This window comes from Nocardia terrae (assembly GCF_009760405.1).
GTDB classification, from domain to species: domain Bacteria; phylum Actinomycetota; class Actinomycetes; order Mycobacteriales; family Mycobacteriaceae; genus Nocardia; species Nocardia terrae.
Genome location: NZ_WRPP01000009.1, coordinates 241,218 through 256,602 on the forward strand (window position 1 = coordinate 241,218; position 15,385 = coordinate 256,602).

Annotated in this window: 15 protein-coding genes; 9 read left to right on the forward strand and 6 right to left on the reverse strand. The window is 68.2% G+C overall.

Annotated elements, in window-relative coordinates; genetic code table 11:
- Positions 1-41: 41 nt before the first annotated feature.
- Positions 42-1,034 (forward strand): alpha/beta fold hydrolase, encoded by a 993-nt coding sequence (locus GPX89_RS35540; protein WP_157392104.1) that lies wholly within the window; start codon positions 42-44, stop codon positions 1,032-1,034.
- A gap of 306 nt (positions 1,035-1,340) precedes the next feature.
- Here GPX89_RS35540 and GPX89_RS35545 read toward each other — a convergent pair whose 3' ends face one another.
- The 6 genes from GPX89_RS35545 to GPX89_RS35570 form a co-directional block, all read right to left on the reverse strand.
- Complete coding sequence (locus GPX89_RS35545) at positions 1,341-2,189, reverse strand: dienelactone hydrolase family protein (protein WP_328602675.1); 849 nt, start codon at positions 2,187-2,189, stop codon at positions 1,341-1,343.
- A gap of 9 nt (positions 2,190-2,198) precedes the next feature.
- The gene (locus tag GPX89_RS35550; protein WP_157392105.1) at positions 2,199-2,627 is read right to left on the reverse strand and encodes a CBS domain-containing protein; all 429 of its coding nucleotides are present in this window, start codon (positions 2,625-2,627) and stop codon (positions 2,199-2,201) included.
- Positions 2,628-2,716: 89 nt separating this feature from the next.
- The gene (locus GPX89_RS35555) at positions 2,717-3,715 is read right to left on the reverse strand and encodes a dihydrolipoyl dehydrogenase family protein (RefSeq protein WP_198347747.1); all 999 of its coding nucleotides are present in this window, start codon (positions 3,713-3,715) and stop codon (positions 2,717-2,719) included.
- 147 nt (positions 3,716-3,862) lie between these two features.
- Positions 3,863-4,966 (reverse strand): FHA domain-containing protein, encoded by a 1,104-nt coding sequence (locus GPX89_RS35560; protein ID WP_157392106.1) that lies wholly within the window; start codon positions 4,964-4,966, stop codon positions 3,863-3,865.
- The gene (locus GPX89_RS35565; RefSeq protein ID WP_157392107.1) at positions 4,963-5,406 is read right to left on the reverse strand and encodes a hypothetical protein; all 444 of its coding nucleotides are present in this window, start codon (positions 5,404-5,406) and stop codon (positions 4,963-4,965) included. Before GPX89_RS35565 ends, GPX89_RS35560 begins: the two co-directional genes overlap by 4 nt.
- Entirely contained in the window at positions 5,403-6,947 is a 1,545-nt protein-coding gene (locus GPX89_RS35570) for a hypothetical protein (RefSeq protein ID WP_157392108.1), read from the reverse strand. The genes GPX89_RS35565 and GPX89_RS35570 overlap by 4 nt, the downstream gene beginning before the upstream one ends.
- 127 nt (positions 6,948-7,074) lie before the next feature.
- Between GPX89_RS35570 and GPX89_RS35575 the strand changes: the two genes are divergently transcribed.
- The 8 genes from GPX89_RS35575 (at position 7,075) to GPX89_RS35610 (ending at position 15,355) form a co-directional block, all read left to right on the forward strand.
- On the forward strand, positions 7,075-7,497 hold the full coding sequence (locus tag GPX89_RS35575; RefSeq protein WP_157392109.1) for an Rv3143 family two-component system response regulator: 423 nt from the start codon (positions 7,075-7,077) through the stop codon (positions 7,495-7,497).
- Positions 7,498-7,780: 283 nt separating this feature from the next.
- Entirely contained in the window at positions 7,781-8,161 is a 381-nt protein-coding gene (locus tag GPX89_RS35580) for an NADH-quinone oxidoreductase subunit A (RefSeq protein WP_033090134.1), read from the forward strand.
- 74 nt (positions 8,162-8,235) lie between these two features.
- Positions 8,236-8,790, forward strand: a complete 555-nt coding sequence (locus GPX89_RS35585) for a NuoB/complex I 20 kDa subunit family protein (RefSeq protein WP_157392110.1) — start codon at positions 8,236-8,238, stop codon at positions 8,788-8,790.
- Positions 8,787-9,545, forward strand: a complete 759-nt coding sequence (locus GPX89_RS35590; protein WP_157392111.1) for an NADH-quinone oxidoreductase subunit C — start codon at positions 8,787-8,789, stop codon at positions 9,543-9,545. Before GPX89_RS35585 ends, GPX89_RS35590 begins: the two co-directional genes overlap by 4 nt.
- Complete coding sequence (gene nuoD, locus GPX89_RS35595) at positions 9,545-10,876, forward strand: NADH dehydrogenase (quinone) subunit D (protein ID WP_157392112.1); 1,332 nt, start codon at positions 9,545-9,547, stop codon at positions 10,874-10,876. Before GPX89_RS35590 ends, nuoD begins: the two co-directional genes overlap by 1 nt.
- Positions 10,873-11,568, forward strand: a complete 696-nt coding sequence (gene nuoE, locus GPX89_RS35600; protein WP_198347748.1) for an NADH-quinone oxidoreductase subunit NuoE — start codon at positions 10,873-10,875, stop codon at positions 11,566-11,568. Before nuoD ends, nuoE begins: the two co-directional genes overlap by 4 nt.
- A complete protein-coding gene (nuoF, locus tag GPX89_RS35605) occupies positions 11,565-12,890 on the forward strand; it encodes an NADH-quinone oxidoreductase subunit NuoF (protein ID WP_328602676.1) in 1,326 nt (441 codons plus the stop codon). The genes nuoE and nuoF overlap by 4 nt, the downstream gene beginning before the upstream one ends.
- Positions 12,887-15,355 carry an NADH-quinone oxidoreductase subunit G gene (locus tag GPX89_RS35610; RefSeq protein WP_157392113.1) on the forward strand — a complete coding sequence of 823 codons (2,469 nt, stop codon included), beginning with the start codon at positions 12,887-12,889 and terminating at the stop codon, positions 15,353-15,355. The genes nuoF and GPX89_RS35610 overlap by 4 nt, the downstream gene beginning before the upstream one ends.
- Positions 15,356-15,385: the final 30 nt, after the last annotated feature.

The window sequence follows — 15,385 nt, forward strand, 5'->3', positions numbered from 1 at the left end:
AGGGTTGAACCCGGACCTGCTGGGCGAGAAAAGGAACGCGGATGCGACGACGGGCGATGCTGCAACTCGGGGCGGGAGCCTTCGCCGCGGTGGGAGCCGCGAGCGCGGTCACGGCCTGGGAGACCACCCGCCCGGCTGATGCCGCGGTGCCCGACGACGCCGAGCTGGCCCGCGCCCTGGGCGATTTCCGCAGCGACACCGCACTGGTCAACGGTTTCCGGATGCATTACGTGACAGGCGGTTCGGGCGATCCCGTGGTGCTGGTCCCCGGCTGGCCGACGACCTGGTGGAGCTACCGCAAGATCATGCCCGCGCTCGCGCAACGCTATCGCGTGGTGGCGGTGGACATTCGCGGCATGGGCGGCTCGGACAAACCCTCGGGCGGGTTCGACAAGAAGACCATGGCCGGCGACATCCACGAACTGATCAGAACCCTCGGTTTCGACCGGGTCCACCTCGTCGGCCACGACATCGGATCGATGGTGGCGTTCAGCTTCGCGGCCAACCACCCCGACGCGACCCGCTCGCTGTCGCTGCTCGATGTCCTGCACCCCGACGACAGCTTCTACCGCATCCCCATGCTGCAACCGCCGGGCAGCGGGGTGAGCGTGTGGTGGTACGCCTTCAACCAAGTCCAGTCCCTGCCCGAGAAACTCCTCGCCGGGCGCGCCCGCGAGCTCATCGACTGGCACCTGGGCATCGGCCTGGTGGACCAGGCCACCATCACCGACTTCGACCGCGCCGTCGTCGCCGACCGCTACAACCGACCCGGCGCGGTCCGCTGCGCGAACGCCTGGTACCAGGGCTTCCATCAGGACATCATCGACATGCGCGCCTACCCGGAACTCACCGCGCCCACCCTGGGCCTGTGCTCCCCCATCGCCTACCCGGCCTTCCAACAGACCCTGCCCAAGCTCGCCACCGACCTGCGCGACATCATCGAAGTCGACAAGGCCCGCCACTGGCTCTGCGACGAGGACCCCGACCTGGTAATCCGTTCCCTCACAACCCATTTCGCCGCCACCACCAGATAACCCAGATCCGCGGGCGAGTCGGGCGGAATCAGCCACCGCGCAAAGATCTGCTCAGGGCCGAGGGCGATCACATCAGCCCTCTCTGCCAACCCATCAGGCACCCGATCCCCCCTCGCAATGCGCGAGACTCCGCACCATCACCGCATCCACCCCCAGAGTGGCCTTCACCAGAATGCACTGAGGTCCAGGTCTTCTCGGTGTTTCCGTTTCTGGATGCATGCTCGTCGCTGCAGGGGGTGGGTGGTGATCGGATGGACCTGAAGTGAGGAGGCTGGGCTCTCGACCCAGCCGGCCTCTCTTCCCGATCTAGGCGTCTTGTGCTCGTCGGACACCGACGGCTGGGTCGAGCCGGTCGTGGAGGTAGGCGAGGATTTCGTCTCGGGCCTCGAGGGTGGGGTGGCCTTCCTCGTCGACCAGGTGCGCGGTCACCACGCTGTGCGGGGTTTGGACGATGTCGGCGAAGAACGGCGGCGGTGTGGGGTTGGCGTGCTCGCCCGAGAGGACCCGGCCGTCGAAGCGGTCGCCGAGGAGTTGGGTGTAGGCGGCGAAACGTTGGCCGGTGCACCATTTGTCGTTGTCGAAGCGGTAGGCCAGGGCGCGCAGGTCGTCGCGTTCGAAGCGCTCGGCGATCGCCGTCGCGTCCTCGGGGGACAGCTCGAGGCCGGCGGGGTCGTCGAGTGGGAGGGACGGGTGGTTGAGGACGGGGGCGATGACCGCGGGTTCGAGGGTCATGGTGAGGGCGAAGTTTCCGGTGAAGCACATGCCGACCGCGCCCACGCCCGGGCCGCCGGATTCGGTGTGGGCCAGGCGGGCCAGGGCGCGCAGCCACACGGCCACCGGGCTGGTTCCGCCGCCGGCGAAGGCGCGGAATTCCTTGCTGATGCAGGTTTTGCGGGAGATGGGGCCGCCGAGCTCGACGGTGGGGTAGGCGCCGTCGACACCGAACAGCGACGGCACATACACGGTGAATCCCGCGTCGCGGACCCAGCGGGCGAAACGCAGTACGTCGGGGCTGATGCCGGGCATCTCGGGCATGACGATCACCGCGGGGCCGCGGCCCGCGACGTACACGGTCTTGTCGTCGCCCTCGAGGCTGATCACTCGCTGGTCGAAATCGGCGAGAGTGTCATCGGGCGTTGGGTTTTCGGACTCCACAGTGGGATGTTAGCCGTGGAGGTAGCGGACCAGGGCCTCGCGCTCGGTTTCCAGTTCGGAGATCTGGCTCTTGACCACGTCGCCGATGCTGACGATGCCGATCATGCGGCCCTCGTCCATGACCGGCAGGTGGCGGACGCGGTGCTCGGTCATGGTGGCGTTGAGGGTTTCGACGTCGTCGTCGGGTGCGCAGGTGTGCACGGCGGCGGTCATGATCGAGGAGACGGGGGCGTCGAGCAGGTCCGCGCCGTGGCTGTGCAGTCGGCGCACCACGTCGCGCTCGGAGACGATGCCGGAGATGACCGCACCGTCGGGCGAGACGACCACCGCGCCCACATTGTGTGCCGCCAGGACTCTGAGCAGCTCGCGCACTGTTGCATCCGGTGCAATCGTGACGACGCCGCTGCCCTTACGGCGCAGTATTTCCGAGATTCGCATCTGCCCACCGCCCAACGCTCGGGACTATCGATGGTTACCAGGATGCCGCTGATCTCCGGGCGTGAACAGCAAAGATTACGAACCGATGCCTAACCGGACGCGAGAGCATCGAGCGCGGATTCGATGGCGCGATGGAAGCTGGGATAGGCCAGGATCATCTCGCGCAGCCTCGCCGTGGGGACCTGCGCGTGCACCGCGACCGCCAGCGCGCCGAGCACCTCCCCGCCCTGCGGGCCCATCGAGCACGCCCCGACGAGCACACCGCGGTCGGCGTCCTCGACGAGTTTGATGAACCCCGCATTGCCGGCCTGGTGGATCCAACCACGCACGGACGAGGGCACTTCGGTGCACCCGATGCGAACTCGCAGCCCGGCCGCGCGCGCCTGCTCCTCGGTCATGCCGACCGCCCCGACTTCCGGATCGGTGAACGTCACCCGCGGCACCGCACGATAGTGCGCGACCTCGGTGCCGTCGCCGAGAATGTCGTGCGCGGCGATGCGCGCCTGATACATCGACACATGGGTGAACGCGCCCGCACCGGTGACATCGCCGATCGCCCACACCCCCTCGGCGGCCCGCATCCGGTTGTCCACCGGGATTGATTTCGCGGCCTCGTCGAGCCCGACCGCCCCGATTCCCAACGCCGCCAAGTCGGTTCGCCGTCCCGTGGCGACCAGCAGCCGCTCGGCCCGCAACGGCTCACCATCGTCGAGGGTGAGGGTGAACTCGCGGCCGTCGTAGCCGACCCCGGTGCCGCGCGCACCGCCGCGCACCGTGATCCCCTCCTCGGCGAACGTTTTCGCCAGCAGCTCACCGGCCTGCGGCTCGTCCTGCGGCAGCAGCCGACGCGGCACCACCACGCTCACCCGCGCCCCGAACCGCGCGAAGATCTGCGCGAACTCCACCCCCACCGGTCCGCCGCCGAGCACGATCAGCGACCGCGGCACCTCGGTGGTCGCCACCGCCTCCCGGTTGGTCCAGTACGGCGTCCCCTCGAGCCCCGGCAGCGGCGGAACCGCCGGAGCCGTCCCGGGATTCAGCACGATGCCGCGCCCCTGACCGTTTTCTGAAGATTTGCTGATTGGCACGATCGGTCATAGTCGCAGCACCGAAAGGTCGGTCTGCGGCGGCTAGATTCTGCGTCGGTCGCGGGATGTGGGTCCCGGGATCGATCGAGGGGTTGAGGTTGTATCGCGATTCTCGTCCCGGTGGCTCGCGATACAACCTCTCCGACGCTAACGGCCGTGCTGGGAGTCGAAGGTGAAGACCCGGCCGCCCAGCAGTAGCTGGCTGCCGGGTTCGAGGATCGTCGCGTGCCCGGGGGTGGCGCGCACCCAGTCGCTGCGGCCCGGCAACCGGACGTGGGTGCCGTTGGCCGAACCCCGATCCATCACCTGCACATCCCATTCCACGAGCCGGATCTCCGCGTGCACCCGGGACATGCCGCCCGAGGCGTCGGGAATCCGGATCGCCTGCGCGCCGCGGCGCACCTGCTCGGAGCGCTCCGGTTCCCGCCCGATCACCAGATCGGTGTCGAGGACATAGGAGCTGCCGTCATCGAGCAGCAGCACCCCCAGCGGCGGGCGCACCCCCTCGGTGAGCACGAGGGTCAGCTGTTCCATCCGGATCCCGCACACCGCGCAGAACGACACCCGCGGATCGTTGAGATGTCCACGCGCGCACTTGTATCCCAGCACCCGCGCCCCGGAGCCGGGAGTGGCAGTCGGTGCGGGTGTGCGCGCACCGCCGGCATCGGCTCGCCCGTTGCGCCGCGGCGGTGTGCGCAGATCGGGAATGCTGCGCCGGATCGGTGTCGGGTCCTGCTCGCCCAGCCACACCACCGCGCCCGACCCGGGCATGCGCCCGTCGCGCAGCGACCACACCCCCGGCGCCGGCAGCACCTCACGGGTCCGGTCCTCGTCGACGAAGACCGCCGCCGCCCGATCCGGTGCGGGACTGACCACCCGGTCGACGGTGAATCCCGCGTCGCGCCCGCGCAACACCTCGCGCCGGTCCGCGCCCTCGAGCACCGCGGTCACCCCGCCGTGCAGCAACACCGACAACCCGCGCGTGCCCGGGGTGAGCACCCCGAATTCCACCCGCTCCTCGTCCTCGCGGCTCATCAGCCAGGTGCTGACCATCCGCGCGAAGGCGCGCCCGGTGCGCCGGGTCTCGCGCGAGGCCGCATCGGCCACCATGGCCAGCAGCTGCTCGAGCACCACCACCGCCTCGGAGTCGACGCTCAGCGCCGTCGAATCCCGGTGCGCGACAACCACGACCACGCCGTCGGTGCTGGCCACCAGATGCCGTCCCGGCACGACCTCCACCCGGCCGCTCATATCACCCGGCCCCCGTTGTAGCGCCAGCGCGGCAGCAGCACCCGGATCGGACCGTTGACGAACAGCCACACCGAAAGCCAGGTCAGTGTGAAGTCGACGGCGAAGGCGAGCGCGGGCGGTCGCAGCCCGCGCGGCAGCACGATCGTCGTGTAGCGCACCAGCACCCACATGAGCAGGCCCTCGTTCACAATGGTCACCAGACCGAACAGGGTCGGCCAGTCCTTGTCCCATCGGAACTGCTGCAGCCCGTGATACAACAACTCCCACCCCACACCGACCAGTATCACCGCGATCAGCACGGTCAGGGTCACCCGATAGCCCTGCCCCACCGACAATCCCCGCATCGGCAGCAGCGGCGTCACCACGACCGCGACCAGCAACCCGATCACCCCGAGCACCAGCACCCGAGTCTGGATGCGCCCGTGCAGCGTCGGGGTCATGCCGCGATCTTGCGGTCGTTGACCCACAACCACCACTGCCGCAGCGACCGCCACCAGGTCAGCCGCGGGCAGAAACCGAGCCCGGCCAGATCATCGGCGATCTCCAACGCCGCGTACTGCAACCCCAGAAACGAGTCCACCGCCGCGAAGTACCCGCCCAGCGTCGCACTGCCCGAGGCGTACACGCGGCCCCCGCCGTTGCGGGTGCCCAGCAGCTCGAAGCTGCGGTCCACATCCAGGCGCCCGAGCGGATTGCGCCGCGCCCCGCCATGATCGAGCAGATCGGCCAGCAGGCGATGCTCGCGGATATCGGCCTCCAACCCCGTGCAGTCGATGATGTAGTCGGCATGGGTGTCGATCGGATGATGCGCCGCCCCGAACGCCGCCGTATCCGATTCGGGCAGCACCGTCGTCACCACGCCGGGCCGCGACCGATCCGGCCGCAGATTGCGCGCCGACCCCACCATGACCTGATACCAGCCCTGGGCCCGCCCGCGCGCCAGCTGCTCCTGCCAGTGGGCGCGTCGGGGAGTCGTGGTGCCGCCCATGGCCTGCAGCGCCTCGGCCCGCTCGCGCCCCTCGAGGGTGCGCAAGCGTTGCTTGATCTGTCCGCCGAAACTGCCCTTGGGGAAGTTGAACGCCTGATACGCCCAGCCGTCACCGCCCGCGCGCCGGGCCAGCGCTTTAGGCCCGTGCGGTCCGGACACATAGGTGCGGAACAGATGCAGGATCTGGGTATCGAGCCGCAGCCGGTCCCGGTCGTCGATCAACCGTTGCAGCACCCGGCTGGCGACGATCCCGCTGCCGCGCACCATGACCGTGCCCGGGCGCCGCTGCAGCGCCTCGTACACGTGCTCGTGCGGCTCGTAGGCGTTGACCACCCGCGTCGGATCGCGATAGCGCTCCCGGTACTGCTGCAGATCCGGCAGCAGCCGCAGCCCCGGATAGCCGACGGCGAGGTGAACATAGCTGCTGCGGAACGCGATTCGCTTGGTCGGCGAGCGTCCCTCGGGCGGGGTGAGGACGGTGAAGTAGCCGCCCCCGTAGCGTTTGCGCACCATGCGTACTTGCCCGGTGTGCAACGAGCGCGCGAACTCGACCCGATGGAATTCGCGCTCCAACGCCGCGAACACCTGACCCGCCCTCGGGGTGTAGTAGTCGGCGAACACCGGTTCCACCAACACATTCCACAACGGTTTCAGTGATTTGTCCGCTATCGCCTCGCGCAGTGCGTACGACGGAAACCCCCACAGATTGTCCGGTGTCCCGCTCGAGTCGCTGCGCAGCCGCACCTCCCGCGGAATCTGCGACACCCGGGTCAGATACTCATACGACGCCCACGGCACCGGCTGCGGCCCCAGCACCGCCATCGCCGCGGCGGGCACCCCGTAGATCCGCAACGCGTCGAACACCGCGAAGGAGCCCAGCCCGCTGCCCACCGTCACCAGCGGCACATCGATGACCGGAATCCCCGCCCGCCCCACCAATTCATCGGTCCACACGTCGGTTTCGATGAGGTGTTGCGTGATGTCTCCCCTCATTGGCCGGATGGTACCTGTCACGGCCTACCGACCACCTGCCAACGACTTATTGCCCGACAGGCGATTCCGCGACGCGCGCGCCAGTTTCGAGCGAAGCTGCCCCGCGCTCGCCCACCGGGCACGTAGCATGCCGAACGTGGCCGCCGATGCGAAACGCCCCGCCGCGGTGCGGGTCCTCGTCTACAGCAATGACGCCGATACCCGGAGCCAGATCATGCTGGCGCTGGGCAGAAAACCGCACCCGGACCTGCCGCCCCTCGAATACCTCGAGGTCGCGACCGGACCGGTCGTGCTCGAGCACATGGACTCCGGCGGCCTGGATCTGCTGATCCTCGACGGCGAATCGGCCCCCGAGGGCGGCCTCGGCCTGGCCAAGCAGCTCAAGGACGAAATCGCCGACTGCCCACCGATAGTCGTGGTGACCGGCCGCCCCGACGATGCCTGGCTGGCCAACTGGTCGCGCGCCGAGGCCGCGGTCTCGCACCCCATCGATCCCATCCGGCTCACCGACGCCGTGCTGGGTGTGCTCGGCAATAGCTCCGCCGCCTGATCGGCGACCTGCTTCACGGCCTGATCTTCGGCCGCTCTTCGTGTGCCCTGTGATCAGGGCATATCCACGTCACGTGACATTCGCGATTGCGTCGATTCGGTCATAAAAGACCTTTCCGAATGCGATCAAACGCAGCCGCGAATCGTCATGTATCTTCTGGTCCGGGTTGTAATCTGTGCCGTAGCTCACACGAGTGCGGGCCACGGTATCAATGACGCCGCCGCCTCGCTCGCCGCTGCCATCCGTAGTGCGTTGTCCAGCTCGCAGGAGGGGTAGTTCTGTTGTGAATATAGAAGTGCCGACCCTTGTACTTGGCGCGGTCGCCGCCGCGTTCGGGGTGTTCTCGATCTTCCTTGCGGCCCTCATCGGCCCCAAGCGCTACAACCGGGCCAAGCTCGAAGCCTATGAGTGTGGCATCGAACCCACCCCCCACGCCGTCGCGGGTGGACCGGGAAATGCTGCGGGCCAACGCTTCCCGGTGAAGTACTACCTGACCGCCATGCTGTTCATCATCTTCGACATCGAGATCGTGTTCCTCTACCCGTGGGCCGTGCACTTCGATGCGCTCGGAGTGTTCGGGCTGGCGGCGATGGCGTTGTTCATCTTCAACGTCTCGGTCGCCTACGCCTACGAATGGCGGCGTGGCGGGCTCAGCTGGGACTGATTGGCGCGCAAGCCAATTCACACAAGACACCCCGCACTCGCCGGGGCGTCCCGATCCGGGAGATGTAGTCCGACATGGGTCTCGAGGAGAAACTGCCCAGCGGGTTCCTGCTGAGCACGGTGGAAGATTTGGCCGGCTATCTGCGCAAGAGTTCGCTGTGGCCGGCGACGTTCGGCCTGGCGTGCTGCGCGATCGAGATGATGGCCACCGGCGGCGGGCGATTCGATATCGCCCGCTTCGGCATGGAGGCGTTCCGCGCCTCCCCGCGCCAGGCCGATCTGATGATCGTGGCGGGCCGGGTGAGCCAGAAGATGGCCCCGGTGCTGCGCCAGGTCTACGACCAGATGACCGAACCGAAATGGGTGCTGGCCATGGGTGTCTGCGCATCCTCGGGCGGCATGTTCAACAACTACGCCATCGTGCAGGGCGTCGACCACATCGTGCCGGTCGACATCTACCTGCCCGGCTGCCCCCCGCGGCCGGAGATGCTGTTGAACGCGATCCTGAAGCTGCACGAGAAGATTCAGCAGATGCCGCTGGGCGTCAATCGCGAGGAAGCGATTCGCGAGGCCGAGCGCGCCGCGCTCGCCAGCACCCCGACCATTCAGCTGAAGGGGCTGCTGCGATGAGCTTCGACGCACCTGCAGGCACGGAGAGTCCCCCGGAGGATGCCGTGGAACCTGACGAGAACACCCCGCCGACAACCGAATCCGCCGAACCCAGCGCGCCCGCCGAGGAAGTGATCGGCGTGCGCCAGGGCATGTTCGGAGTCAAAGGCACCGGCGACACCTCCGGCTACGGCCGGCTGGTGCGCACCATCAACATGCCCGGCAGCACCCCGCCGCCCTACGGGCCCGCCTTCGACGAGATCATCGCCAATCTGCGCCTGGCGCTGGCCAAGACGTTCGAGGAGGCGATCGAGAAGATCGTCGTCTTCCGCGGCGAACTCACCCTGCACGTGCGCCGCGAGCACCTGGTGCTGGTAGCGAAGACGTTGCGCGACAACGAGGCGCTGCGCTTCGAACTGTGCCTGGGCGTCAGCGGGGCGCACTACCCCGAGGACACCGGACGCGAACTGCACGCGCTGTATCACCTGAACTCCATCACCCACAACCGGCGGGTGCGCCTGGAAGTCTCGGCACCGGACGGGGATCCGCACATTCCGTCGCTGTACTCGGTGTATCCGACCAACGACTGGCACGAGCGCGAAACCTACGACTTCTTCGGCATCCTGTTCGACGGTCACCCCTCGCTGACCCGCATCGCCATGCCCGACGACTGGCGTGGCCACCCCCAGCGCAAGGACTATCCGCTCGGCGGAATCCCGGTCGAATACAAGGGCGCGCGCATCCCGCCGCCCGATGAGCGGAGGTCGTACTCCTGATGAACGACATCGACACCACGTCCCGGCCCGCCACCGAGGAACGGCCCGAACGCTCGGTCACCGTGGTCGGCAACGACTGGGACGAGATCCGCAATGCCCTCGACGGGGTCGCCGAGGAACGCATCGTCGTGAACATGGGCCCGCAGCACCCCTCCACCCACGGGGTGCTGCGGCTCATTCTCGAGATCGAGGGCGAGACCGTCACCGAAGCCCGCTGCGGCATCGGATATCTGCACACCGGCATCGAGAAGAACCTCGAATACCGCAACTGGACCCAGGGCACCACCTTCGTCACCCGCATGGACTACCTCTCGCCGTTCTTCAACGAGACGGCCTACTGCCTGGCGGTGGAGAAGCTGCTCGACATCACCGACGATATTCCCGAGCGCGCCAGCGTCATCCGCGTCCTGCTCATGGAACTCAACCGCATCTCCTCGCATCTGGTCGCACTGGCCACCGGCGGCATGGAACTGGGTGCGCTCACCCCGATGCTGTTCGGCTTCCGCGAACGCGAACTGATCCTGGACGTGTTCGAGACCATCACCGGTCTGCGCATGAACCACGCCTACATCCGCCCCGGCGGCCTGGCCCAGGATCTGCCCGACGACGGCGTGACCAAGGTGCGCGAACTTCTGGACCTGCTGCCCAAGCGGCTGCGCGACATGGAGTTGCTGCTCAACGAGAACCCCATCTGGAAAGCCCGCACCCGAAACGTCGGGTATCTGGACCTGACAGGGTGCATGGCCTTGGGAATCACCGGCCCGGTGCTGCGTTCCACCGGCCTGCCGCACGACCTGCGCAAGTCCCAGCCCTACTGCGGTTACGAGAACTACGAGTTCGACGTGCAGGTCGACACCGGCTGCGACTGTTACGGCCGCTACCTCATCCGCGTCAATGAGATGAAGGAGTCGGTGAAGATCGTCGAGCAGTGCCTCGACAAGTTGCGTCCGGGGGCGGTGATGGTGGAAGACAAGAAGATTGCGTGGCCTGCAGACCTGCAGCTGGGGCCCGATGGGCTCGGCAACTCGCCGAAGCACATCGGCAAGATCATGGGCACCTCCATGGAGGCGCTCATCCACCACTTCAAACTGGTGACCGAGGGCCTGCGCGTCCCGGCCGGGCAGGTGTACGTGGCGGTCGAATCCCCGCGCGGCGAGCTGGGCGTGCACATGGTCTCCGACGGCGGCACCCGCCCCTACCGGGTCCACTACCGCGACCCCTCCTTCACGAATCTGCAAGCGGTGGCGGCCATGTGCGAGGGCGGCCTGGTCGCCGACGTCATCGCCTCGGTCGCCTCCATCGACCCGGTGATGGGTGGTGTCGACCGATGACCGAGATCCTGCTCAACCTGACCGTGCGGCCGATTCCCTACCCGGAGAAGGTGCGTGACCGGCTGCAGCTCGAAGCCCAGGAGATCATCGAACGCTATCCGGTCTCGCGCTCGGCACTGCTTCCCCTTTTGCATCTGGTGCAATCGGTGGAGGGCTACGTCTCGGGCACCGGCATCGAATTCTGTGCCGAGCAGCTGGGATTGACCGACGCCGAGGTCACCGCGGTGGCCACCTTCTACTCGATGTACCGGCGCACCCCGACCGGCGACTATCACGTCGGTGTCTGCACGAACACACTGTGCGCGGTGATGGGCGGGGATCAGATCCTCGCGGAACTCAAGCAGCACCTGGGCATCGGGCACGGGGAGACCACCGCTGACGGCGCGGTCACCCTCGAGCACATCGAGTGCAACGCCGCCTGCGACTACGCGCCGGTGGTGATGGTCAACTGGGAGTTCTTCGATAACCAGACCCCCGAATCGGCCAAGGAGCTGGTGAATTCGCTGCGACGCGGCGAGCCGGTGACCGGATCGCGCAGCGGTATTCCGCTGTGCACCTTCCGCGAGACCGCCCGCATCCTCGCCGGGTACGAGGATCAGCGGCCCGGAGCCACCGATGGCGTGGCCGGACCGGCCACACTGGCCGGTCTGTATGTGGCCGAAGAGAACTCGACCGACGGAGGCGCTCAGTGACGACCGCTCTGACTCCCGTCCTCTCCAAGCACTGGGCGGATCCCGACGGCTGGACGCTGGCGGCCTACCGCCGCCAGGGCGGCTACCGGGCGCTGTCCAAGGCGTTGAAGATGCAGCCGGACGAGGTCATCGCCACGGTCAAGGATTCCGGTCTGCGCGGCCGGGGCGGTGCGGGGTTCCCGACCGGCATGAAGTGGGGCTTCATCCCGCAGGGCCCGGGTCCCGAAGGCGCACCGACCAAGCCGCACTACCTGGTGGTCAATGCCGATGAGTCGGAACCGGGTACCTGCAAGGACATTCCGCTCATGCTGGCGACCCCGCACACCCTGATCGAGGGCGTCATCATCGCCGCCTACGCCATCCGCGCCTCGCACGCGTTCATTTATGTGCGGGGCGAAGTCGTGACGGTGCTGCGCCGGTTGCAGGCCGCGGTCCAGCAGGCTTATGCCGCAGGCTATCTCGGCAGCAATATCCAGGGCTCCGGCTTCGACCTGGAGGTCGTGGTGCACGCCGGTGCGGGCGCCTACATCTGCGGGGAGGAGACCGCGCTGCTGGATTCGCTCGAGGGCCGGCGCGGCCAGCCGCGACTGCGCCCCCCGTTCCCGGCCGTGGCGGGCCTCTACGCCAGCCCCACCGTGGTCAACAACGTGGAATCCATTGCGTCCGTGCCGTCCATCATCGCCAATGGCGTGGACTGGTTCCGGTCCTTCGGCACCGAGAAATCGCCGGGCTTCACCCTGTACTCGCTTTCAGGTCACGTGACGCGACCGGGACAGTATGAAGCGCCCCTCGGAATCACACTGCGGGAGTTGCTGAAATACGCGGGCGGCATCCGCAAAGGCCACACCCTGAAGTTCTGGACCCCGGGCGGCTCGTCCACCCCGATCTTCACCGACGAGCACCTCGACGTCGCCCTCGACTACGAGGGCGTGTCCGCGGCGGGGTCCATGCTCGGCACCAAGGCATTGCAGATCTTCGACGACACCACCTGTGTCGTGCGGGCGGTGCTGCGCTGGACCGAGTTCTACGCCCACGAATCCTGCGGCAAGTGCACTCCCTGCCGCGAGGGCACCTACTGGCTGGTCCAGCTGCTCGAGCGGCTCGAGCACGGCCACGGGCACGAGACCGACCTGGACAAGCTGGCCGATATCGCCGACAACATCAACGGCAAATCCTTCTGCGCCCTCGGTGACGGCGCGGCCAGCCCGATCTTCTCCTCCCTGAAGTACTTCCGCGACGAGTACGCCGAGCACATCCGCCTCGGCGCCTGCCCGTTCGACCCGGCCCGGTCAACAGCGTGGGCCGCCCAAGGAGCACGATGACCTCGACAGTGAGCTCCACAACCGGTGGCGGGGTGACTCCCACCGACATGGTGACCGTGACCATCGACGGCACCACGGTGTCCGTGCCCGCGGGCACCCTGGTGATCCGCGCCGCCGAACTCATCGGCACCCAGATCCCGCGCTTCTGCGACCATCCGCTGCTCGACCCGGTCGGCGCCTGCCGCCAATGCCTGGTCGACATCGAAGGCCAGCGCAAACCCGTCGCCTCCTGCACCCAGACCGTGGCCGAGGGCATGGTGATCCACACCCAGCTCTCCTCCCCGGTCGCGGCCAAAGCCCAGGAAGGGGTGATGGAGCTGCTGCTCATCAACCACCCCCTGGACTGCCCGGTATGCGACAAGGGCGGGGAATGCCCGCTGCAGAACCAGGCCATGTCCAACGGGCGCGCCGAATCCCGCTTCGACGGCGAGAAACGCACCTACCCCAAACCGATTCCGCTGTCCTCGGCGCTGCTGCTGGACCGGGAACGCTGCGTGCTGTGCGCACGCTGCACCCGCTTCTCCCAGCAGGTCGCCGGTGACCCGTTCATCGAACTGATGGATCGCGGTGCGCTGCAACAGGTCGGGATCGCGGCCGGGGAGCCGATGGACTCCTACTTCTCCGGCAACACCGTGCAGATCTGCCCGGTCGGCGCGCTCACCGGCAGCACCTACCGCTTCCGGGCGCGGCCCTTCGACCTGGTGTCGAGCCCGGCGGTGTGCGAACACTGCGCCTCGGGCTGCGCACAGCGCACCGACCACCGCCGCGGCAAGGTCATGCGCCGCCTCGCCGGTGACGACCCGCAGGTCAACGAGGAATGGAACTGCGACAAGGGCCGATTCGCGTTCGCCTACCTCACCGAACGCGACCGGCTCACCACACCGCTGGTCCGCAGCTGGGACGGCAGCCTGCAACCCGCGTCCTGGTCGGAGGCCATCAACGCCGCCGCCCGCGGACTGGCCTCCGCCCGCGGCAACGCCGGAGTGCTGCTCGGCGGGCGCGTCACCCTCGAGGACGCCTACGCCTACTCGAAGTTCGCGCGAGTCGCGTTGAGCACCAACGACATCGACTTCCGGGCGCGCGAACACTCCGGTGAGGAAGCCGAATTCCTGGCCGCCCGCATCGCCGGACAGGGCGTCACCGTCGACTACGCGGCCCTCGAACGCGCCCCGTTCGTGCTGCTCGTCGGCTTCGAGGCCGAAGAGGAATCACCGATCGTGTACCTGCGGCTGCGCAAAGCCGCCCGCAAGAACGGCACCCCGATCTACTCGCTGGCCCCCTATGTCACCCGGGGCCTGCAGCGCATGTCGGGCACCCTGCTGCTGACCGCGCCCGGCGCCGAACCCCACGTGCTCGAATCCATCCGCACCGGCGAAACCGACGAGACCACCGCCGGATACACCCGCCTGGGCGAGGTCGGATCGCTGCTGCGGGAACCGGGCGCGATCATCCTGGTCGGTGAACGCCTCGGCGGCATTGCAGGCGGTGTCTCCGCCGCGGCCCGCCTGGCCGACGAGACCGGAGCCGCCCTGGCCTGGATTCCGCGTCGCGCCGGCGAGCGCGGCGCGCTGGAGGCGGGCGCTCTCCCGGTTCTCCTCCCGGGAGGGCGACCCGTCACCGATTCCGGTGCCCGCCAACAGGTTCGGGAAGCGTGGGGTTGTGACGACCTGCCGACGACCCCGGGCCGCGACACCTCCGCCATCCTCGCCGCCGCACCCACGCTGGGCGCGCTGCTCATCGGCGGCGTCGAAGTCGGGGACATGCCCGACCCGCACGCCGCGCTGCGGGCCATCGACGCGGCCAGCTTCGTGGTGTCGATGGAGCTGCGCCGCAGCGATATCAGCGACCGCGCCGATGTCGTGTTCCCCGTCGCCTCGGCCATGGAGAAGACCGGCACCTTCCTCACCTGGGAAGGACGGCACCGCCAATTCGACGCCGCCCTGCGCGATTCCACCGTGCGCCGCGAGGCCGCGCCGATGGCCGAATACCGGGTCCTCGACGCCATCGCCGCGGACATGGGCATCCGCCTGGGCCTGCCCGACGCGGCCAGCGCCCGCGCCGAACTGGCCGACCTCGGCGTGTGGGACGGCCCGCCCGCCCCCACCCCCGACCTGCGTCCGCAACCGCTGGCCCAGCCCAACCCGGGCACCGCGGTGCTCTCGTCGTGGCGCATGCTCATCGACCGCGGCCGCCTGCAGGACGGCGAACCCAACCTCGCCGGCACCGCCCGCACCCCCGTGCTGCGGCTCTCGGCCCACACCGCCGCCGAAATCGGTGTCACCACCGGGGATCCGGTGACAGTGAGCAACGACCACGGCCACATCACCCTGCCCCTGGTCGTCACCGAGATGCCCGACCGCGTGGTGTGGCTGCCCATGAATTCCCCCGGCTCCGACGTGCTGGTGCAACTGGGCACCACACCCGGCCACCTCGTGCGTATCCGACGGGAGGACCACCGTGAGTGAGCTCTATCCGATGAGGGGGTTCGCGGGCCC